The sequence below is a fragment of the Staphylococcus sp. AC872 genome (assembly GCF_979255425.1).
Window position 1 is genome coordinate 563,183 of the sequence record NZ_CEEDKW010000002.1, and the last position, 22,119, is coordinate 585,301.

The 22,119-nt window shown below is 31.8% G+C and carries 15 protein-coding genes and 1 pseudogene; 3 read left to right on the forward strand and 13 right to left on the reverse strand.

Annotated elements, in window-relative coordinates; all coding sequences use genetic code 11:
* Positions 1–36: 36 nt before the first annotated feature.
* Both fabF and ACZ267_RS05705 read right to left on the reverse strand, forming a co-directional pair.
* Complete coding sequence (fabF, locus tag ACZ267_RS05700) at positions 37–1,278, reverse strand: beta-ketoacyl-ACP synthase II (RefSeq protein WP_002450783.1); 1,242 nt, start codon at positions 1,276–1,278, stop codon at positions 37–39.
* An 11-nt stretch (positions 1,279–1,289) separates the two neighbouring features.
* Positions 1,290–2,231 (reverse strand): beta-ketoacyl-ACP synthase III, encoded by a 942-nt coding sequence (locus tag ACZ267_RS05705; protein WP_002450784.1) that lies wholly within the window; start codon positions 2,229–2,231, stop codon positions 1,290–1,292.
* A gap of 314 nt (positions 2,232–2,545) precedes the next feature.
* On the opposite strand from ACZ267_RS05705, the gene ACZ267_RS05710 reads away from it, so the two are divergent.
* Entirely contained in the window at positions 2,546–2,737 is a 192-nt protein-coding gene (locus tag ACZ267_RS05710; RefSeq protein WP_002450785.1) for a YjzD family protein, read from the forward strand.
* Positions 2,738–2,916: 179 nt separating this feature from the next.
* On the opposite strand, the gene clpB is transcribed toward ACZ267_RS05710, so the two are convergent.
* The 3 genes from clpB to ACZ267_RS05725 form a co-directional block, all read right to left on the reverse strand.
* Positions 2,917–5,523 carry an ATP-dependent chaperone ClpB gene (gene clpB, locus ACZ267_RS05715; RefSeq protein WP_079449056.1) on the reverse strand — a complete coding sequence of 869 codons (2,607 nt, stop codon included), beginning with the start codon at positions 5,521–5,523 and terminating at the stop codon, positions 2,917–2,919.
* A gap of 377 nt (positions 5,524–5,900) precedes the next feature.
* Positions 5,901–7,703, reverse strand: a complete 1,803-nt coding sequence (locus ACZ267_RS05720; RefSeq protein WP_015365221.1) for an acyltransferase family protein — start codon at positions 7,701–7,703, stop codon at positions 5,901–5,903.
* Between the two features lie 494 nt (positions 7,704–8,197).
* Positions 8,198–8,506: a metal-sulfur cluster assembly factor gene (locus tag ACZ267_RS05725; RefSeq protein ID WP_002450788.1), complete on the reverse strand. Its 309-nt coding sequence runs from the start codon at positions 8,504–8,506 to the stop codon at positions 8,198–8,200.
* Between the two features lie 113 nt (positions 8,507–8,619).
* Here ACZ267_RS05725 and ACZ267_RS05730 point away from each other — a divergent pair, with 113 nt between their 5' ends.
* The gene (locus ACZ267_RS05730) at positions 8,620–9,444 is read left to right on the forward strand and encodes a Cof-type HAD-IIB family hydrolase (RefSeq protein WP_079449054.1); all 825 of its coding nucleotides are present in this window, start codon (positions 8,620–8,622) and stop codon (positions 9,442–9,444) included.
* Positions 9,445–9,519: 75 nt separating this feature from the next.
* Positions 9,520–10,836 carry a CoA-disulfide reductase gene (locus ACZ267_RS05735; RefSeq protein ID WP_002467063.1) on the forward strand — a complete coding sequence of 439 codons (1,317 nt, stop codon included), beginning with the start codon at positions 9,520–9,522 and terminating at the stop codon, positions 10,834–10,836.
* An 82-nt stretch (positions 10,837–10,918) separates the two neighbouring features.
* Here the strand turns inward: ACZ267_RS05735 and ACZ267_RS05740 are convergent, their stop codons facing one another.
* The 8 genes and pseudogenes from ACZ267_RS05740 to ACZ267_RS05775 all read right to left on the reverse strand — a co-directional run.
* Positions 10,919–11,320 carry a YisL family protein gene (locus ACZ267_RS05740; RefSeq protein WP_002467064.1) on the reverse strand — a complete coding sequence of 134 codons (402 nt, stop codon included), beginning with the start codon at positions 11,318–11,320 and terminating at the stop codon, positions 10,919–10,921.
* Positions 11,321–11,443: 123 nt separating this feature from the next.
* Positions 11,444–12,346 (reverse strand): fumarylacetoacetate hydrolase family protein, encoded by a 903-nt coding sequence (locus ACZ267_RS05745; RefSeq protein ID WP_002450792.1) that lies wholly within the window; start codon positions 12,344–12,346, stop codon positions 11,444–11,446.
* Between the two features lie 133 nt (positions 12,347–12,479).
* The gene (addA, locus tag ACZ267_RS05750) at positions 12,480–16,142 is read right to left on the reverse strand and encodes a helicase-exonuclease AddAB subunit AddA (RefSeq protein WP_047210697.1); all 3,663 of its coding nucleotides are present in this window, start codon (positions 16,140–16,142) and stop codon (positions 12,480–12,482) included.
* Entirely contained in the window at positions 16,139–19,609 is a 3,471-nt protein-coding gene (gene addB / locus ACZ267_RS05755) for a helicase-exonuclease AddAB subunit AddB (RefSeq protein ID WP_019235846.1), read from the reverse strand. Before addB ends, addA begins: the two co-directional genes overlap by 4 nt.
* A gap of 264 nt (positions 19,610–19,873) precedes the next feature.
* Positions 19,874–20,449, reverse strand: a complete 576-nt coding sequence (lepB, locus tag ACZ267_RS05760) for a signal peptidase I (RefSeq protein ID WP_079449053.1) — start codon at positions 20,447–20,449, stop codon at positions 19,874–19,876.
* Between the two features lie 18 nt (positions 20,450–20,467).
* Positions 20,468–20,989: a signal peptidase I gene (gene lepB, locus ACZ267_RS05765; RefSeq protein WP_079449052.1), complete on the reverse strand. Its 522-nt coding sequence runs from the start codon at positions 20,987–20,989 to the stop codon at positions 20,468–20,470.
* A 4-nt stretch (positions 20,990–20,993) separates the two neighbouring features.
* Positions 20,994–21,569, reverse strand: coding sequence for a TVP38/TMEM64 family protein (locus ACZ267_RS05770; RefSeq protein ID WP_015365226.1), 576 nt, complete (start codon positions 21,567–21,569; stop codon positions 20,994–20,996).
* A 220-nt stretch (positions 21,570–21,789) separates the two neighbouring features.
* Positions 21,790–22,119: pseudogene (locus tag ACZ267_RS05775) on the reverse strand (glucose-6-phosphate isomerase); the annotation flags it as partial.

Here is a 22,119-nt window from a genome sequence, read left to right on the forward strand (position 1 = left end):
AAGTGCGATGTAATTCACACTTGCGCTTTATATTTATTAATCTTCAAATTTTTTGAATATCAATACTGCATTATGTCCGCCGAATCCTAAACTATTACTCATTGCATGAGTAATGTCTAAGTCTTGTGCTTCATTCGGAACATAATCTATATCACATTCTGGGTCTGGTGTTTCAGCGTGAATCGTTGGTGCAATTTTTGAATCTCTAATTGAAAGTGCAGAGAAGATTGCCTCAATACCACCAGTAGCACCTAATAAATGACCAGTCATTGATTTAGTAGAACTTACTTTTAAATTATTGACTGCATCGCCAAATGTATTCTTAATGGCTTGTACTTCATATAAATCACCTACTGGTGTACTTGTACCGTGAGCATTTAAATATTGAATATCTTTTGCTTCAATACCTGCATCATCTAATGCAGCTTGCATTGCTCTAGAACCACCTTCACCTTCAGGTGCTGGTGCAGTAATGTGATAAGCATCGCCTGTTGTACCGTAACCAACAATTTCAGCATAAATTTTGGCACCACGTGCTTTTGCAGATTCTAGTGATTCTACAACCACAATACCTGCACCTTCACCCATAACAAATCCATCTCTACCTTCTTGGAATGGACGACATGCCGTCTCTTTGTCATTATTTGTAGATAATGCACGGCTTGCACTAAATCCTGCAATAGCCATATGAGAAATCGGTGCTTCAGTACCACCAGTAATCATTGCATCTGCATCACCACGTTGGATAATCTTAAATGCTTCACCAATTGAGTTAGTACCTGTTGCACATGCTGTAACAGTTGAACCACTTGGTCCTTTAGCACCTAAATCAATAGATACTTGGCCTGTAGCCATATCAGGAATTAACATTGGTACAAAGAATGGGCTGACACGTCTTGGTCCACGTTCTACCAATTGTGTATGCGCCGTTTCAAATGTTTCCATACCGCCAATACCAGAACCAATCCATACACCAATACGGTTAGCATTAGCTTTGATATCTAATTGAGAATCTTTGACCGCTTCTCTAGCCGCTACCACAGCATATTGAGTAAATCTATCCATACGACGTGCTTCTTTTTTATCAATGTGGTCTTCGATATTAAAATCTTTTAATTCACCAGCCAGATGCACATTATAATTTTCAGTATCAATTCGTGTGATAGTATCGATACCATTAACTCCTTTTAATGCATTCTGCCATGTTGTTTCAGCATCGTTACCGATTGGAGATAAGGCTCCGATACCTGTAATAACAACTCTATTATTTTCACTCATTAGTTATCCTCCTATTTTCCCCATTTGATAACGATTGCACCCCAAGTCAGGCCTCCGCCGAAACCTACTAAGACAAGAGTATCGTCATCTTTAATTTTACCGTTTTCAAGCTCTTGATTGATACTTAATGGTATTGATGCAGCAGATGTATTACCGTATTTATTTACAGATACGCTCATTTTTTCTGGTTCAATACCTAAGCGTAAACGAGCTGATTCCATAATTCTTATATTAGCTTGATGAGGAACAAATAAATCGATATCGTCAGAAGTTAAACCTGCTTTTTCAACAACACGTGTTGACGCATCGCCCATAATTCTAACTGCAAATTTAAATACTTCTCGTCCATTCATTTTTAATTTACCAGTTTCTTTATCTAAATATAAGTATTTGCCACCGCTTCCATCAGATCCCATTTCGTAACTAATAATACCACGACCTTCTGATACTTCGCCAATGACAACTGCTCCAGCACCGTCACCGAATAAAACAGCCGTAGATCGATCTGTTAAGTCAGTGATTTTAGATAATTTATCAGCACCGACAACTAAAATATTGTGATAATCTCCAGATTGAATATATTGTTTAGCTGTAATCATTGAATACATAAATCCAGAACATGCTGCAAGTTGATCCATTGTAGGCACTTTACCTGTACCTAAACGTTCTTGTAATATATTCGCTACACTTGGAAAAGGCATATCTCCAGTAGCTGTCGCAACAATAATCATATCTATATCTTCTGGTTGAATACCAGCATCTTTAATTGCTTTTACACTTGCTTCATAAGCTAAATCTGAAGTATCTTGATCTTCATTTGCCCAATGTCTTTCTTTGATTCCTGTCATTTTAGAAATCCATTCATCTGATGTTTCTAAAAATTGTTCAAAATAGGCATTGTCTACAATATTTTCTGGAGCATAAGCTCCGAAACCTTTAATACCCACATCCATGGTTGTACACCTTCTTAATAAATTTTTAATACCAGGTATTAATTTAACATATTACTGTTTTTAAACTCAAGCATATCACTTTTATTTATCATTTAATTGATAAACAAAGTAAAGTATTGATTCTATTATGATAACCTATATTTGCATTTGCTTAATACTAATCAAACCATATCTCTGAAATCAATAATTATTTTATTAATGATATCATATATCGTTAAAGTGATTATATATCATACTACATTCTGATTCACTCTATACAAACATGTATTTTTCTATTAAAATAAAGGTATATATTATATTGGAGGTCACATACAATGAAATACCTCATGACATTTATTTGGGCATTAGTCTTGTTACAAATGGTCAATTTCGTATTGAATAGTTTAAATGGTGGCGGTGCGTTAAACGTCGTATCACCAATCATCATGGCTGTTATCTTTACTGTAGCAGTTGCTATCTTAGCTGCTACTATAAGTCCAAAAAGCACGTCAGAACAATACGAATAATAAATATTAAACAAATGGTCATTTCTAGTAACAATGAGGCATTTGTTATTAATTACAAAAAGCTGGTAGCGCACTTTAAAATAGTCGCTACCAGCTTTGTTTTGTTTATCTTCCAATACAAACAAAACAACAGGCTAGAATTGCTCTTCTAGCCTGTTGTTTGTTGTGAATTAACACGATTATTCTGGTTTAGTCACGTCAAATGTTAATTCGTTATCATTATTAAGATCTACATTTATTTTAGTACCTTCTGGTAAGTTTTCTTTAATCATCATACGAGCTAATGGTGTCTCAATTTGTCTTTGTACAAATCGTTTCAATGGACGTGCACCAAATTGAGGTTCATAAGCTTCTTCACCTAACCATTTTTTCGCTTCGTCAGTTACTTCAATGGTAATTCTTTGATCAACTAATCTCATATTCAATTGACCTAATATTTTATCGACAATCATACTCATATCGTTTACTGATAATGGTTTGAATAACACAATATCATCCATACGGTTTAAAATTTCAGGTTTGAAGTAAGCATGCAAACTATCCATGACCGCTTTTTCAGTTGATTCACTTATATCTCCTGTTTCTGAAACTTGTTCTAATAGGACTTGTGAACCGATATTACTAGTCATGATAATAATTGTATTTTTAAAGTCCACACTTCTACCTTTAGAATCAGTCAATCGACCTTCATCTAATATTTGAAGTAACACATTGAACACATCGCTATGCGCTTTCTCTACTTCATCAAGTAAGATGACTGAATAAGGATTTCTTCTAACTGCTTCAGTTAATTGACCACCTTCATCATGACCTACATAGCCTGGAGGGGCACCAATTAATCTAGACACTGTATGTTTCTCCATGTACTCACTCATGTCAATGCGTATCATATGTTTTTCAGAATCAAATAATGACGCTGCTAATGATTTAGCTAATTCTGTTTTACCTACACCTGTAGGTCCTAAGAATAGGAAACTACCGATAGGTCTATTCGGATCTTTAATACCTGCTCTTGCACGTACAACTGCGTCTGATACTAAGTCTACAGCTTTATCTTGTCCAACCACACGTTTATGAAGAATGTCACCTAAATGAAGTAATTTTTCTCTTTCTGTTTCAACTAATTTAGAAACTGGGATACCAGTCCATTGACTAACGATATCACCAATTTCTTCATCAGATACAATTTCACGAATCATTCTATCATTATCTTCGCCTTGTTCATCTTGGAAAACGTCTTCTAATTCTTTTAATTCTTTTTCTAATTGAGGTATTTTACCATATTGTAATTCTGCTGCTTTTTCTAGATTATTATTAGTTTGTGCGTCTTCTAAAGCTTTTCTACTTTCATCTAATTCTGCACGTTTTTCTTGTAGTTTCGCAATTTTTTCTTTTTCTTGTTCTACACGTGATTGTAATGACGCTTGTTTTTCTTTTTCATTTGATAATTCTTCTTGAAGTTCTTCTAAACGTTGTTTACTAGCGTTGTCAGATTCATTTTTCAATGCACTTTCTTCAATTTCTAATTGCATTACACGTCGATTAACTTGGTCTAATTCAGTTGGATTTGAACCCATTTCAGTACGTATAGTGGCACATGCTTGGTCAACCAAGTCAATGGCTTTATCAGGTAAAAATCTATCAGTAATATATCTGTCGGAAAGTTCTGCTGCTGCAACTAATGCACGGTCTTGAATACGTACACCATGATACACTTCATAGCGCTCTTTCAAGCCACGTAGAATAGATATTGTATCTTCTACATCAGGTTCACTGACACCCACTTTTTGGAAACGACGTTCTAAAGCTGAATCTTTTTCGATATATTCTCTATATTCATTTAATGTTGTAGCACCAATACAATGTAATTCACCACGTGCTAACATTGGTTTCAACATATTTCCGGCATCCATTGCGCCATCTGTTTTACCAGCACCTACTAACATATGAATTTCATCTATAAATAATATAATTCTACCATCAGATTCCTTAACTTCTTTAAGTACTGCTTTTAAGCGCTCTTCGAATTCACCTCTAAATTTGGCACCTGCAACCAATGCACTTAAATCAAGTTCGAAAATGGTTTTATCTAATAATGATTCCGGTACGTCCTTTTTAACAATACGTTGTGCTAATCCTTCGACAATCGCTGTTTTACCAACACCTGGTTCACCAATTAGCACTGGATTGTTTTTTGTTTTACGACTTAATATACGAATTGTGTTACGAATTTCTTCATCACGGCCAATGACCGGATCCATTTTACCTTGACGTACCTCTTCTACTAAGTCACGTCCATATTTTTCTAATGCTTCATAATTTACTTCTGGGTTCTGACTAGTCACATGATTTCCCCCTCTTATTTTATTAATAATTTCTTTAACCACTTCAGTTTTATTACCTATAAAGTTTTGTGTAGTTTGATCAATGTCCATTGCTGCACGAAGTACATGTTCCATTGAAATAAATTCATCATCATATTCATTCATATATGTTTCAGATTTATTCATCAATTCATTCGCTTTTGCACTTATATATTGACCATACTGTACATTATCTCCTTGTACAGTTGGATAAGCTTTTAATTTATTATCATAAGCTTTTTCTAGTTCTTCTACATCAATATTTGCACGTTCTAGAACACTCTTAATTAAACTTTCACTTTCATTTAATGTCGCTTTTAAAATTGCTTCAATTTCGATATTTTGTAATTCAAATTCTTTACTATACTCAATGGCTCTTTGTAATGAACCTTGTATAGCATATGTCATTTTATTGATATCCAATTGTTTTCACCTCTATTATTTTAGAGTCGGTCAAAGGTAAAAAAATTTCGATTTAACTTTGACTTTCTTTGACCTTAACTATATTATAGTCCCCTTCTAATAAATTATCAACAACTTAAGCTTGTTTTTTGTAATATTTTTTAGGTTTATTTTTAATATCAAATGTGATGAATCAAACCTTTTATTATTCTATTTCCCAATAATTCAAACAACAAACAAAGCATTAATAACTATATTTAACTGTTTCGTTAAATAATAGAAAATAACCCGAGATATCTATTTATCTCGGGCTTTCTTTATAAATTTATTCACCATTCAATATATTTTAGTAAAGTCAAACACGTATGATTAGTTTGATTTATTAATTTGTTGGATGATTATTTCTTTTTAATCTTACTTAAAATTTCATCTGTTAAGGCTTCTACACCACTATGTTCTAAATGTATGCCATCTGGCGCAAAGTATTCTGTATGTCCTTCTGATCTTTTATACCAATCGATTAATGTTACATTACTTTTTTCTTTAGCTGCATCTGCCATTAGTTTATTGACATGATCCTCGTACCCTCTTGGTACTCTAGTATTGACCAAATATACTTGCGCATCTCCAAATTTATTAATTAAATCATCAAGTTGCTTTTTATTAAAATCTCCATTAGTACCTAATTCTAAAATAACTTGGTCTGTTTTTTTATTATATTGTTTATAATTAGCTTCTACTAGTGGAATAGCTTGATACAAATTACGACCAACCTTACCATCAATTTTAGCTTTAGGTACCCTATCTTTAAAGTTCTCACCAATATCTACCATTACCGAATCACCGATTAACAATGGACTAATATCAGTATACACATCTGTGTCCTTACTATTTTTTTGGCCAATTTTATCTATTGGAATCATTCTTATTAAATATTTATCTTCTAAATCAGTATTAAATGAATTTGATTTTTGATCGATTTTATCTTTTCCTAAACCATCAAACGCACCACCCATAATAAATGCAAATGGAATGATACATATCATAATTGCAATCGTTCTTATAAGTGCAGGTTTGTATTTACGTTTCAACGTAAATGCCTTTAAACCTTCTTTTCTAAATGGTGTTTCGATATATCTATAAGAAGCTTCAGCACATAATACTGTTAAAATAATATCCACAATGTAAACATAGAATGGAATTTGACCTGCAATAAAATGACTATGTACAAAGCTAATAATAGGGAAATGCCATAAATATAAACTATATGAACGTTTACCGATATAAACAAATAATGGATTACCTAATAACTTCGATACTAATGTAGATGGATGAACAACACTTGCGATTATCAACAACGTCATAGCAGAAATAATATAAAATCCACCATCATATATCCAGTCGCTTTCATCTTGAACTGTAAAGAACAATAAGATTAAAAAGGCCAGTCCAAATAATCCTACGCCGTCTATCGCTCGCTGTAACACTTTAGGTGGTTCAGCCTTTAGCTTAAATGGTGGCCATAAGAAAGCTAAAATCACACCTAATAATAATGTTTGTAGTCTCGTATCAGTTCCAAAATACACTCTAGAATGATTAAGATGTGGTTGTGAAATCACAATCATTAGCATGAGTGATAATAATGAAATAATCCAAAAAATTAATGTAATATTGCGATATTTCTTTATAGTTAGCAATAATGTAATTAAAACGACAGGGAAAAATAAATAAAATTGTTCCTCTATCGCTAACGACCAAAGATGTTTTAATGGCATGAATGAGAACTGTTCAAAGTAGTTAACATCTTTAGCTATATACCACCAATTTGATACATAGAATATAGCAGCTATAATATCATGTTTCACTCTAACTATATCTTCAGATTTGAATAGTAATGTGGCTATACCTACTACTAATAATAAAACTAATACTGCTGGTACTAGACGCTTTAATCGACGTAACCAGAAATTCTTTAAATTAATGATACCCGTTTCTTCATACTCTTTTAATAATAAACTTGTGATTAAATAACCTGAAATTACAAAAAATGTATCTACACCCAAAAAGCCGCCTGTCAACCATTGCTTATTTAGATGGTAAATGATAATGCCGATAACGGCTATCGCCCTTAATCCATCTAAACCAGGCATATATCTTAATCGCTTACCCCTAGTTTTAGTTCTTTTATATTCCTTTTCCATATTTCACTTTCTTCCCCATAGAGTCATTTCGAATTTCGTTTAAAACAGATTTATTAATAATATGATTAATCTGTATAAATACGTCATTCGAGTCTTAAGTTAAAAGAGATATGTATGTCTAACAAAATGTATAAATCAATATTTTCAAAACAGATTTAACTTTAATAATCTGTAAAGATTGACTAAGATTACTCTTCTGACAATTTATTCACAACTTAAATTTATTGTGTTCTAGTTACAATCAGTCTTAAATATTGTAATACAATCGTAATATAAATTCAATTTAAATACTAAATGAATACTATATTTTTAATGACGATTTGTTTTTCTGATAATTTTCCAAAGAATTTTTTTATATTTAGGAATAATACGTTAGATTTTGACTTATATATGAATGGCCATACGTCTCAAAAATAAAAAAGAATGGCACATAGTATCCTATACACGATTCGTGCATTAAACTACATGACCATTCTTATTCTTTGTCATAAAGATTATCCAACGCCTAGTGCAATTTTTGCATATCTAGACATCATGTCTTTATTCCATGGTGGACTCCATACAATGTTTACTTCAGTATCTTGAATTTCTGGAATCTCTGCTAAAACAGTTTTAATTTGTTCGATAATTTGCGGTCCTAAAGGACAACCCATAGAAGTTAATGTCATCTCAACAGTACAAAGTCCTTCATCATCCACATCAACTTTATATACTAAACCTAAATTAACAATATCAATGCCTAATTCAGGGTCGATTACCATTTCTAGAGCCCCTAGGATACTATCTTTTAACGCCTCTTCCATTAGTATCACCTCTCTATATTTATCTTTATACTAATATATCAAATATCCGACAAAACGCCAATAAAATGCTATGATACAACTACAATATATTAAAACGACATAAGGAGATATTTATGCAACCTTATTTAATTTGCTTAGACTTAGATGGAACATTATTAAATGATAATAAAGAAATTTCGAATTATACGAAACAAGTGTTAACTGAATTACAACAACGTGGTCACTCCATTATGATAGCGACTGGACGTCCTTATCGAGCGAGCCAAATATATTATCATGAGTTAAACATGGATACACCGGTTGTGAATTTTAATGGTGCTTATGTACATCATCCTAAATCTGATGAATTCAAAACAATACATGAAGTATTAGACATTGATATGTCAAAAAATATCATTGAAAAGTTACAACAATTTCAAGTGACTAATATCATTGCAGAAGTAAAAGATTATGTTTTTATCAATAATCATGATCCACGCTTATTTGAAGGGTTCTCTATGGGGAATCCGAGAATACAAACTGGTAACTTACTTGAACAACTTAATGAAGCACCTACATCACTTTTAGTAGAAGCAGAAGAAAGTAAAATTCCAGAAATAAAAGATAAATTAACTCATTTTTATGCTGAAAATATAGAACATCGTCGTTGGGGCGCGCCTTTCCCAGTGATAGAAATCGTTAAACGTGGCATTAATAAAGCGCGTGGTATTGAACAAGTCAGACAGTTTTTAAATATTGATCCACAACATATTATTGTTTTCGGTGACGAAGATAATGATATTGAAATGATTAAATACGCACAACATGGTGTTGCTATGGATAATGGTTTACAAGAACTAAAAGATATAGCAAATGAAACTACATTTAGTAACAACGATGATGGTATTGGTAGATATTTAAATGACTTCTTTAATTTAAATATCCGTTATTATTCATAGAACGAGATGTTAAATCAATCTGAGATGGTGACACGATACTATCTCAGCATTTTTATGATATAAGGAGGTTGTCAAATGAGTAAAATTGTTGTAGTTGGTGCTGTAGCAGGTGGTGCTACTTGTGCTAGCCAAATTAGACGTTTAGATCAAAGTAGTGAGATTACTGTATTTGAAAAAGATAGAGATATGAGCTTTGCAAATTGTGCTTTACCTTATTATTTGAGCGATACAATCACTGAAAGAGAGAAAGTTTTAGCATATACACCTGAATCCTTTTATGATAAAAAGCAAATTAATGTAAAAACATATCATGAAGTCATAGCAGTTAATGATACGCGTCAAACTGTTACTGTGAAAAATAGAACTAGTGACGAAACATTTGAAGAACACTATGATTATTTAATACTTAGTCCTGGTTGCAGTGCCAATCGACTTAACTTTAATACTGACATGGCCTTTACTTTAAGAAATTTAGAAGATACTGATGCAATTAATGAATATATTGATACTCATGACGTTCATAAAGCACTTATTGTAGGTGCCGGCTATATTTCGCTTGAAGTACTTGAAAATTTATATCAACGTGGATTAGATATCACACTTATTCATCGCTCCGAACAAGTAAATAAATTAATGGATCAAGATATGAATCAACCTATCTTTGAAGAACTAGAAGAAAAACATATTGAGTATCGTTTAAATGAAGAAATCACTGATATCAATGGTCATGACGTTTCATTCAAATCTGGTAAGAAAGAACAGTTCGATATCATCATTGAAGGTATCGGTACAAAACCTAATTCTGAATTTATTAAGTCATCTAATATCCAAATTGATGACAAGGGTTTTATACCGGTTAATGATTATTTCCAAACAAATATTCATAATATCTATGCATTAGGCGATGTAATCTCATCCCATTATAGACATGTTGACTTAAAAGCTAATGTACCTCTTGCTTGGGGTGCTCATCGTGCTGCCAGTATAATCGCAGAACAACTTGTTGGAAAAAGCAATATCAAATTTAAAGGTTATCTTGGCGCAAATATTGTAAAATTCTTTAATTATACATTTGCTAGTGTTGGCGTCAAACCTGATGAGTTATCTCACTTTAATTATAAAATGGTTGAAACGAAGCAAGGTGCACATGCAGGTTATTACCCAGGTAATACACCCTTACATTTAAGAGTTTATTATGATGAAGAAACAAGAGTAATCATACGTGCAGCTGCAGTTGGTCAAGAAGGCGTAGATAAACGAATTGATGTTTTATCAATGGCGATGCAAAATAATATAACAGTTGATGAATTAACAGAATTCGAAGTTGCTTACGCTCCACCATATAGTCATCCTAAAGATTTAATCAATATGATTGGTTACAAAGCACAATAAATAAAGTAAAAAGCAAGTCGATTCAATGATTAGATTGAATCGACTTGCTTTATTTTCTTACATAAACATGGTTTATACCTTATTATCCTAAACCGAACATCTTACTAATTGGTCCCCAAGGAAGAATGATACCGATTGCAATTGTTACGATAATTAATGCAATTGTCATCCAGAATAATTTATCACTATTTTCATGTTTCTTTCTCTTAGCAATCGAAACTTCCATCAATGCTAATACACCCAAGCCACAAAGCATTTTCAATGTAAGTAGCATATGATTGCCACCTTCACCATGGCTTGCTGCTGCGAATTCTTTAATTAATTCCCAGAATCCAGAAATAAGCGCTAATACCATAAATAATCTTAGCAACATTTGTAAAGGTTTAAAATATGGTGATGCTCCTTGTACTTTTGAAATGTTTAAGTATGTAGCAATAAATAAAATAATTGCTAATACCCAACTTAAAATATGAACATGTAACAAGACAATGTCCCCCCCACTAATATATTTACTTTAATTATCATAACATAAAAGTGGTAGCTATCATTGAAGTTTAATTACTTCAAGATAGCTACCTTGTTATTTAAAATAATACAATTTCATCAATTATTTTGAAATATAAGTTGTTAAAGTACCAATATTATCAATTGTTACTTTTACTTCGTCACCTGGTTGTAAGAATTGTGGTGGTTGCATACCTGCACCCACACCAGCTGGCGTACCAGTCGCAATAATATCACCAGGATGTAAAGCAACATATTTAGAAATTTCTTCGATTAATTCGTCAATTTTTAAGATCATTTCACCAGAATTACCATCTTGACGAATTTCATTATTAACTTTTGTTACAATGTTAACATTTTCAGGAGTAGGAAGTTCATCCTTCGTAACGATATATGGTCCCATTGGGCAACCGCCAGTTAAACTTTTAGATAAAAATGCTTGGTCATGATTATTTTGGGCGTTACGGTCTGTAATATCATTAATAATTGTATAACCATAAACATAGTCTAATGCTAGCGCTTTAGGAATTTTCTCACCAGATTTACCAATGACAATACCTAATTCCCCTTCATAGTCTAATTGATCTGTAATATCTTTATGATTTGGAATTGTAGCACTATCACCTGTTAATGATGACGCAGCTTTAGTAAATACGTATAAACGTTGTACTTCATGGTTCAATTCACTTGCATGGTCTTCATAGTTACGACCGAATGCAATAACGTTATTCGGTGGGGTAACTGGTGGTAAAAACTCAATATCATTAAATGAAATTTTATAATCTTCAGCTTTACCACTATCTTCTGCAGCAACAACTGCTTTACGTACTTGTTCTTGGAAATCTAACGTTTGGTTTTGTTGTAAACCTGCTAATAATGTTTTTGGATGAAAATCACTTTCCGCAAAATCAGCAAATACTAATGTTAAATCCCAAACAGCATCTTCACGTTTAACTTTAACACCGTATGAAGTTCTGTCATTATGCTTGAATGATAAAAATTTCATTCATAATCAACTCCTCATCTATATCTTAATACATATTATAACTATAATAAGCATGAAATAACAAATATATAAGTAAGAAAATTAAGAAAGTTTCTACAGATTGGTTATCATACTTTATTAGGATGGCTAGAAATCATTCATGATCATCTATTTCTAACATGCCAAACTTAAAGAAGTATAGATAACCTTTAACTTTTGTTTGAAGAATCGTTTCTAATGTATTGCGATAATATTTCATCTGAATTTGATATTTATCTTTCAATTGCTGTCCGATTTCCTCATCTGTTAGCCCTTTTCGTCGATTGAATGCATCTGTCTTATAGTCTACAAAGTAATATTGACCTTCACTCACGTAAATCAAGTCAATCATACCTTGAATAATCGATACACCCTCATCTTCCAACTCTATCTGATCAACTTTCGATTGATTCACTACAAATGGTAACTCTCGGTAAACTTGATCTGCATTGGCAATATTCATGTATAAATCACTCTGAATGAATGACATAATTTCTTTAAATCTAATATCCTCTTTAGCGTCAGATTCAATAATATTAGTTTCTATTAGACGATCGATATATTCATCTAACTCTGTTTCAGTCAATCTACTCATTTTAAACGGCAAATGCTGCATTACTGTGTGCATTAATGTCCCCACTTCATTAGCCTTACGTTTACCTTGTTGACTTAAAAACTTTGGTCTTTCGTATGTTGACACACCAATACGGTATTGACGCACTCGATCATAATTTGTACCACTTTCCTCTGTTTCCAATTGACGCTTCAATTCAGATACAGATTGTTTAGATGGTTTTTCAATATCCTTTTGGTATGGATATTCAAATATTAGTTTTTCCTTAATTTTAGCTTTGATGTCATCATTACCGCTTTGATCATTTTCAATATCTTCTACAGTTCTTAGTTCACTTTCTGATACTAGAGTCTCTGTTGATATATCTTCGAAGTTGTCTACATATAGATTCACTCTTGGTTTAACATTGCTATCTAATTGTTCTATGTTTGATTCAAATTTTTGATCATTTGTAATACTTGAAGATTGATATTTAGCTAAAATACTATAAATCATAGTAAATGGCGTTGGTGCAGTTAAACGTTCGTTAACTGCAAGATGGTTTCCCGAAATTGGCAATCTTTCTAATTTACCTAATTCTTTTTCATCTTTCACCCTACCTATCAGAATCAATTGCTCTTTGGCACGAGTTAATGCAACATAAATTAAACGCATTTCCTCAGAGATCATTTCCTTCTCATTAATTGCCTTATAAGCCACTGAAGATAATGAAGGATACGCGATATCTTCATTAACATCGAAATAATCCATACCTAAACCATATTTTTGATTCAATACAACTTGTCTACTCAGATCATTTTTATTAAATCTTTTAGATAGTCCTGAATAAATGACAAATGGAAATTCCAAGCCCTTACTACTATGAATGGTCATCATTCTAACCACATTATCATTTGGACCAACAATATTTTCTTCACCGAAATCCTTACCTCTATCAATCAACTCGTCAATAAATCTAATGAATTGATATAAACCTCGGAAACTTGAATTCTCAAATTCAATCGCTTTATTAAATAAACCATAAAGATTTGCTCGACGACCTCTACCACCGATAAGACCACTAAAATATTGAATCACATAATGGTCATTATAGAATTTATCAATTAATTGATAAACAGGATAGCGCTGACTATAGTCTTGATAATGTTGAATATCAGCTAAAAATCGTTTTAACTTAGTTACTAATTTTTTATTAGCCATATCATTTTTTATATATTGTTGAATCGATTGATAAAAATAATCATAATTCGGACTAAATACGCGAATATTAGCTAATTCATCTTCTGTAAATTGATAAATCACTGAACGCATTAACCCGACTAAATAAATATCTTGTAATGGATTATCAACTGTACGAAGAAACGATAATATTAAACGTACTTCTGTTTGTTCAAAATATCCTTCCCTACTATTGACATGGAATGGGATATCATTATCTTTAAATGCTTGCTGTAAATTACGTGCTTGGCCATAACTTCGTTCTAGAATAACGATATCTTTATACGTTGCTGGTCGATACGTATTTGTTTTCATATCATAGACTTTTCGATGTTCTAAAATATCTTTTACTTGTTCAACGATATAATTAGCTTCTTGCTCAGTACCCGTTAATTTACTATTTTCCGAGCTAGCTTCAACTAATGTACGTAATTCTACATTATGATTAACTTCATCAAAAGGTGCACCATAATATAATTGAGCTGCGTCATCATAAGTGATTTCTCCTACCGCTTCATCCATCATATGCTTAAATAAATAATTAGTAGTAGATAACACTTCTTTACGAGAACGGAAATTCTGTGATAAATCAATACGCATTCCTGCCTCATATCCATCAACATTAAATCGATTATATTTTTCAATAAATAAGCTAGGATCTGCTTGTCTAAATTTATAAATGGATTGTTTTACATCACCAACCATAAATAAATTACCATTCGATTCATCACCCGTTTTAATACAAGATAAAATTTTCTCTTGTACTCGGTTTGTGTCTTGGTACTCATCTACTAATATTTCAGAAAAATGTTGACGATACATTTCAGCAATGGCAGACGGTGTGCCATCTTCATTGGTTAAAATTTGAAGTGCAAAATGTTCGTAATCAGCAAAATCTAATACATTTCGACTTCTCTTATGCTTACTAAAATCATGGATAACATCTTTCACAATTTCTGAAAGATAGTTCACACGTGGCGCAAGTAATTGCATATCACGTTTTAATTCTTCTGGAGTTCTTGAAAAATAATCATTTTTCACTTTATTAATCATGTCTTTATATTTATCATATGAGGCTTTCGCGTCTTCTAAAGCGTCGAGCATCATCGCATTTTCTTCTTTAATTTTAGCGCTAATACTAGGAAATCGACTTACAAATTGGTGATTAACAAGTACATCCACCTGTAGTTGATCATTATTATATAAATCACGCATAAATCGACGTTCTTTTTCAATAACTTCTAATTGTTTCTCAACACCTTCCATCATTGAAAATAATTCATAACTTTTTTCAAGCGATTCATAACCAGCATTAATAAAGATCATTGCTAAATCGTTTAATAATTTTAATAAATCATCTTGTTGTGTTTCATCGTGGTATGGTGCAGATAGTTGATTTAACCATTCGAATGGATCAGGGTTAGCAATACTAAAGAAATATAACTGTTTAATCATATTTCTAAATTGTGTATCACTACGATCATTTGATAATTGCTCTGTTAAATCAATAAAATCAGGATTTAACTTATCATAATGTTGTTCTAATACTTCATCAATCGTTTGTTCTAAAAGTAGAATATTCTCCGCTTCACTACTCGTTCTAAAATTCGGATCGATATCCAATACATCATAATGTTGTTGAATTAATTTTAAACAAAAACTATGCAAAGTGGATATCTGTGCTTGATGTATTTTGATACGTTGATTTTTTAAATGTTCGTTATTTGGATCTTCTATGGAAGCCTGTTGTATACGTTGATTCACACGATGTTTCATCTCTCTAGCACTTAAATTCGTAAATGTTACAACTAATAAGCGGTCAACATCAATTTCATCCCTTAAAATTCGTTGAATAATTCTTTCTACAAGGACAGCCGTTTTCCCGGATCCTGCAGCAGCCGCTACTAAAGTATCTTGACCTTTCGCATAAATACTACGCCATTGTGCATCTGTCCAAATAACATCTTTAGGTTTTGTAGGTATCATTCATTTTCACCTCCATTTTCTTCCATTTGTTGTATTGCTTCTATTGGATTAATCGATTCATCAACTGTGCGATATCGTTTACTATCAATCATACCATCCACATGACATACTGATTGATAACTACAAAATTGGCACGGCAATGTTTGTTTATATTTAAGTGGTGATACTTCTGTGTGACCATCCATAATATGTGTTGCTGTATCAATAAAGTTATTTTTATTATGTTCTATAAATTTATAAATTGTTTTTTCATCAGCAACTTGACTACCAGATTTACTAATAGCACCTTTAGCCGTTAACCCTACTGGCACAATATCAGATTTGAATTTAGGTTCTAAACGGATATCTAATGCATCTAAAACATCTTCGTCACTATTAACTAATCCACTCATTTTAAATGATTTAATATAATCTTTTTCTATTTTCTCTTGATCAATTTCCGACCAGTTTTTCAATTTTAATCTTGGCTCATGAACATGGAAATATAGTAATCCTCCTGGCTTAACTATATCTGTTAATCCTAATCTATCTTGATTTTGTAGCACAATGTCCATATACGTCATCATCTGCATTTGTAAGCCATAATACACTTTGGTTAAATCAAGTGTGGCACTGCTTTCTGACGATTTATAATCGATAATATTAACATAGCTTTGATTATCTTTAGTATACGTATCAATACGATCAATTTGACCTCTGATATTAATGGGTACACCTTGTTTAGTTGTTAATGATTGTGCAATTAACTCATCATCAGATTTAGGCTTTTTACGGAAACCTGTTTCAAATTGTTGTGGTTTGAATTTTGTATAATCGCCTTGATATTTTAGTGCATTAAGTGTCGTCTCTACAATGGCACCTATTCTTCGTGATAAATATCGATAATAAGCAGACGAATTTAGTAAATTAAATTGTACTTTAGGTAGAATAGTTTCTAATGCTTCAGTAGTTAATGCCTTGATTTTCTTTTGATCTAAATGTTTAAAATCGCCATTGATACGATCCGAAATGTATTTCAATACAGAATGGAAGATATCACCTAAATCAAAATTCTGTAGTTCATATTTTGTGCGTTCATTTAATCGTAAGCCATGTGAAGCGTAGTGTTTAAATGGACACTGTTGATACCCTTCAAATCTCGATACACTTGCATTGATGGTTTTACCATATAAATCTTGCGCCAGTGTTTCATTAAGTTGTGTAGTTTCATTATCGTAAGTTAATGAAGTCATTAAATAATCTAGGTCTTTATTTAAACGCTCGTCATCTCGCATAACTTGGTACGCATCTATCCATGTCTCTGCTACAATTTCTTCGTCTAACCACGCTCTCAGCGCTTCAAACAAATTAATTTTAGTTTGATGCACATTTTCAATTAAAGACATTGGGTACGCTTGATGCATCTGATGGATATTAACTGCATCCAAGTCTTGATAAATATCTTTAATTTGAGCGAGAAATGGACTCATTTCTTTTTCATCACCTGATGCCCCCATTAAACTATATGAAAATGTCACTTTAGAAGTTGCTCTAGTCATAGCGATATAACATACAAATGCTTCATCCATTTGTAAAATATCTGCCGTAGGACTTAATTCGATTTGAGCATTTTCTTCAAATATTTTCTTTTCATCGTCACTAATTAAACTAGAAGAAGAAATGGGTTGTGGCATTGAACCATCATTCATACCTACAAGATAGATATGCTTTTTATTATCTACTTTTGCTAAATCCATGGTACCAATACTTACTTGATCTAGTGTTTGTGGAATCATAACAAATTCTAATTGTTCTAATCCTATATCAAACACTTCTAAGAAACGAGATAATGACATATTTTCATTTTCAAAGACTGTCACCAAGTCATCTAAAATCTGTATTAATCCGTTCCAAATTTGATCAATTTCTTCAGCTTGTTCATGATAACCATCATTATCTAGCATATCTCTCTCAGTCATCAAATGATTCGGTAATTCAAAATATTCCATACTCTCATAAAATGCCGTCGCAAAATCTCGTACTGTTTTTCCTTCATTCATGGCTTGTTCAAAATGTAAAATTTTATCGATGACATCTGTTTTTAATTTGACTACTTGTTCAAATGTGTCTCTTTCTTCTTGAGTCAGTTGATGTTCTTTGCGCCCCATTTTTCTAAAGTTTTCTATGTTAAATAACTCATCATCTAACCATCTTTTTCCATATATTCCGCGTTCTATCGCAAAGTTTTCCAATAAATCTATAAGATGGGTACTATTTTTAAATTGATCTGTGAGTACATTGGTTTTCAATAAACGCATCATGGCATTGATATGCCAATTAGATTGGATGACTTCGATTAATGAACGAATCATTTCCATAATAGGATGATGTGTCATTGAACGCTTTGTATCGATGTTAAATGGAATTTGATATAACGGTAAAATTGATTCAAATAAATCCGCATAAGATGCATCTCTATAAAGGATTGCAATATCTTGAAAACGTAATTGATTATCACGTGTGTCTTTAAGTATTTGACGTGCTATTTCATTTATTTCTTCTCTCATACTTGATGATTCAAAAATATCTATAAATCCTTCTGATTTTTGAGGTATGATTTGTAATGCATCGAATTGTGACTCTAATGATTTTAAGTCATTATTTTCAAATCGATAAATATCTGTAAAGAAGTTTTTATTTAATTGGATATGCAAGTCTTGTGCTATATCTTCGAGATGCGTGAGTACTTCTGAGGGCTTTCTAAATAAACTAAAAGCATCTTTATTCCCGTCAGTAGTGAGTAATACCGTTACTTTTTTAGCATTCTTTACTAATGCTTGTATCATTTCATATTCTAAAGTTGAAAAGTTGTGGAAGCCATCTATGTATATTTCTGATCGTTTCAACCACTCAGATTGATCCATTTGTGTAATAAATTGACGCAATGAATCCTCTACTGTAATAAATTGTCCATGCATTCTCGATTCAAATTGCTTATATATTAAAGATATATCTTCTAATTTATGCTTTGTTCTCGTTTGAACATGATGCGTATTTAAAAATTCATCAATTTGCTCTGGCAAAACAGAATACTTTTTAAAATCTTGAATTTGTTCTGCTAACTTTTCACTAAATCCAAAATATTTAGCTTGCGAACGATATAATTTCATATCATCTTGAAATTGTTGTACTAGATGATAAATCATCATTTCTGTCGCAGCCTTAGATAAACGTTGTTCCTTGAAGCCCCCAACTTCTTGGAATACTCTATGACTTAATCTTTCAAAATGAAGTACTTCTGTTCTTAAACTACCATTCAGTGAATTGTCATTAACAAATGCTTGTTCAAATTGAAATGTACTTTGTGTTGGAGCGATTAAAATAATTGGATCCCCAAGTGGGTCACGTTTCATTTTATCTTTAATTTCATCAACCATTGCTGTGGATTTACCAGTACCAGCTCTCCCAATATATGCATTTAATTCCATTATAACCCTCACTCCTTTGACAACATTTTAACACATAGAAACACTACATTTTTATAAAATGTTAGTGTTTCTTGCGCACTAGCTTTAGCTAGGGTGAACCTTTAATTTAAATTAATATTGAGATTTCGTCGTAACCCCAACTTGCATTGCTTGTAGAATTTCTTTTTGAAATTCTCTATGTTTGGGGCCCCACTCCCCTGGCAAAGTAGCGTAAAATGAAAAAAGCGGTAGACATCATTACAACATCTACCACTTTAAATCGTATTAATTTTTAGTATTATCTGGATTAAAGTTAAATTTAAATTCATTTAATGGCCAGAATCTAAATGATACTTTACCAACAATTTGATCCTTATCGATTAAGCCGAATGAACGACTGTCTTTACTTACTTCACGATTGTCACCTAATACTAAGTACTTACCTTTAGGTATCACGTTAGATTTAGGATTTGCATTAGCTAAGTCTTTCACTTGGAAAGTACCAGTAATATATTCAATTTGCTTACGTTTCTCATTATAATTTAAATAAGGTTCATCTTGTTTCTTACCGTTAATGTATAATTGGTCTTTTTTATATTGTACTTTATCACCAGGTACACCAATCACACGTTTTACGTAATCATCTTTCTTGTTAGCATGGAAAACGATGACGTTACCTTTTTTCACATCACCTATTTTATAGCCCATAATATTAACAACTACGCGTTCACCATCTTTTAATGTTGGATCCATTGAATCACCTTTAATTGTACACGGTTGACCAACAAATTTTCCTATTAAAAATACTAATGCTAAAGCCACCGCTATGGCAATAACCCACTCCATAATTTCTTTTTTCAAATTAGACACCTCTTATATTCATTTAAAATCTGTCGTAAATGCTTCAAACGGATAATATTTAATACTTATATCTCCAATAATATTCTGTTTATCAATTAAACCATAGCGTCTTGAGTCTGATTGATTATGATCATTATCATTTAACACAAAATAATGTTTAAGTGAAATGATATCGCCATCAGAATATTTCATATCTCTTAATGAAAAGTTGTTTAATTGTCTATTTTCCGCAAATTTATCTTTAATTTCTCTATCGTCACGATAAATTTTATTATTCCTTATTTCAATAGATTGACCTGGTTTACCTATAATCCTACCAAAATGAGTATGCCCATCATTTTTATACATGATAATATCACCAGTATCTAATAAATTAAATGTAACTTTAATTTTATTAACAATTAATCTATCACCTTTAATTATTGTAGGTGACATATTGTCTTCGGAAACGACGGCTCCTCTAATAACGAATGTTTGAATGAACAGTACAATAATAATCGCAAATATTAAGGAAATCAAATATTTAATAACAGTTTTCACTTTTTCACTCCTTAGTAGAGCCCATAAAATGCTTTTCTACCCTTTTACTAATAAACCAAAGTATGATGAAAAAAAGTATAGTCACAATTGCTCTTATCGGATTAGTGAAAATAGTCGTTACTTCTCGTCCCATTATCCCTAATACAGTGATAGAAATCAATTTAGATAAAGTTAATACAATAAAATAATACTTTGTTTTAATATGTGAAAGGCTTGCCACTACATTAATCAATGTATTTGGTGTAAATGGAAAGCATAATAATATAAATAATGGTATTAAACCTTGTCTATCAATAAAACTAATTAATCGTTGTACAGATCGTTTAGTTTTAAATTGCTTCATCTTTTTTGTGTTGACTAATCGTTTAAAAATTAAAAACATAGTAAAAGTACCGGAAACGATACCTAGCCAACATATGATAATACCTACTATAGCACCATATGTATGCATAATTAATATGACATATAACGTTAGCGGTAATATTGGAATAATTGCACGAAAATAAATGAGCACAAAGCCTGGAATATATCCAAATTGCCGAAATAAATCAAACCATTCTTCTAACTGTTCAAACGACAAAATCCCAAATCCTTTCTTCGGTAAACATTACTATATTTATTATAGTTGTAATTATAGCTTTTTGAAACAACTATCTTTTTAAATTCAATAAATACATCTTTAGGCGTAGATGATTCTCTATATCAATATAAATACCGATGAAACACATTATGTTCCATCGGTATTATTTCAATTATATTTAAATCATTTAAAATGATTATTTTTCTTTGTAATTGATGACTTATAATCTTGCTTCAAGATCTTTTTTCATATCTTCAAATCCTGGTTTACCAAGTAAAGCAAACATATTTTGTTTATACGCTTCTACACCAGGTTGATTGAATGGATTTACGCCTAATTGATAACCACTCATAGCACATGCAAGTTCGAAGAAGTACACGACATAGCCAAATGTTTCTTCATCTAATTGTGGAATGTTAACAACGATATTAGGTACGCCACCATCAGTATGTGCTAATAATGTACCTTCAAACGCTTTTGTATTAACTTCATCAATTGTTTTACCAGCAAGATAATTTAATCCATCTAAATCGTCACTATCTTCTTCAAT

Coding starts and splice junctions, on each gene's coding strand:
- addA (WP_047210697.1), bottom strand. CDS start 16,142: ATGATACCTACAAAACCTAAAGATGTTATTTGGACAGATGCACAATGG.
- ACZ267_RS05735 (WP_002467063.1), top strand. CDS start 9,520: ATGAGTAAAATTGTTGTAGTTGGTGCTGTAGCAGGTGGTGCTACTTGT.
- addB (WP_019235846.1), bottom strand. CDS start 19,609: ATGGAATTAAATGCATATATTGGGAGAGCTGGTACTGGTAAATCCACA.
- ACZ267_RS05710 (WP_002450785.1), top strand. CDS start 2,546: ATGAAATACCTCATGACATTTATTTGGGCATTAGTCTTGTTACAAATG.
- fabF (WP_002450783.1), bottom strand. CDS start 1,278: ATGAGTGAAAATAATAGAGTTGTTATTACAGGTATCGGAGCCTTATCT.
- ACZ267_RS05745 (WP_002450792.1), bottom strand. CDS start 12,346: ATGAAATTTTTATCATTCAAGCATAATGACAGAACTTCATACGGTGTT.
- ACZ267_RS05720 (WP_015365221.1), bottom strand. CDS start 7,703: ATGGAAAAGGAATATAAAAGAACTAAAACTAGGGGTAAGCGATTAAGA.
- ACZ267_RS05730 (WP_079449054.1), top strand. CDS start 8,620: ATGCAACCTTATTTAATTTGCTTAGACTTAGATGGAACATTATTAAAT.
- ACZ267_RS05725 (WP_002450788.1), bottom strand. CDS start 8,506: ATGGAAGAGGCGTTAAAAGATAGTATCCTAGGGGCTCTAGAAATGGTA.
- ACZ267_RS05705 (WP_002450784.1), bottom strand. CDS start 2,231: ATGGATGTGGGTATTAAAGGTTTCGGAGCTTATGCTCCAGAAAATATT.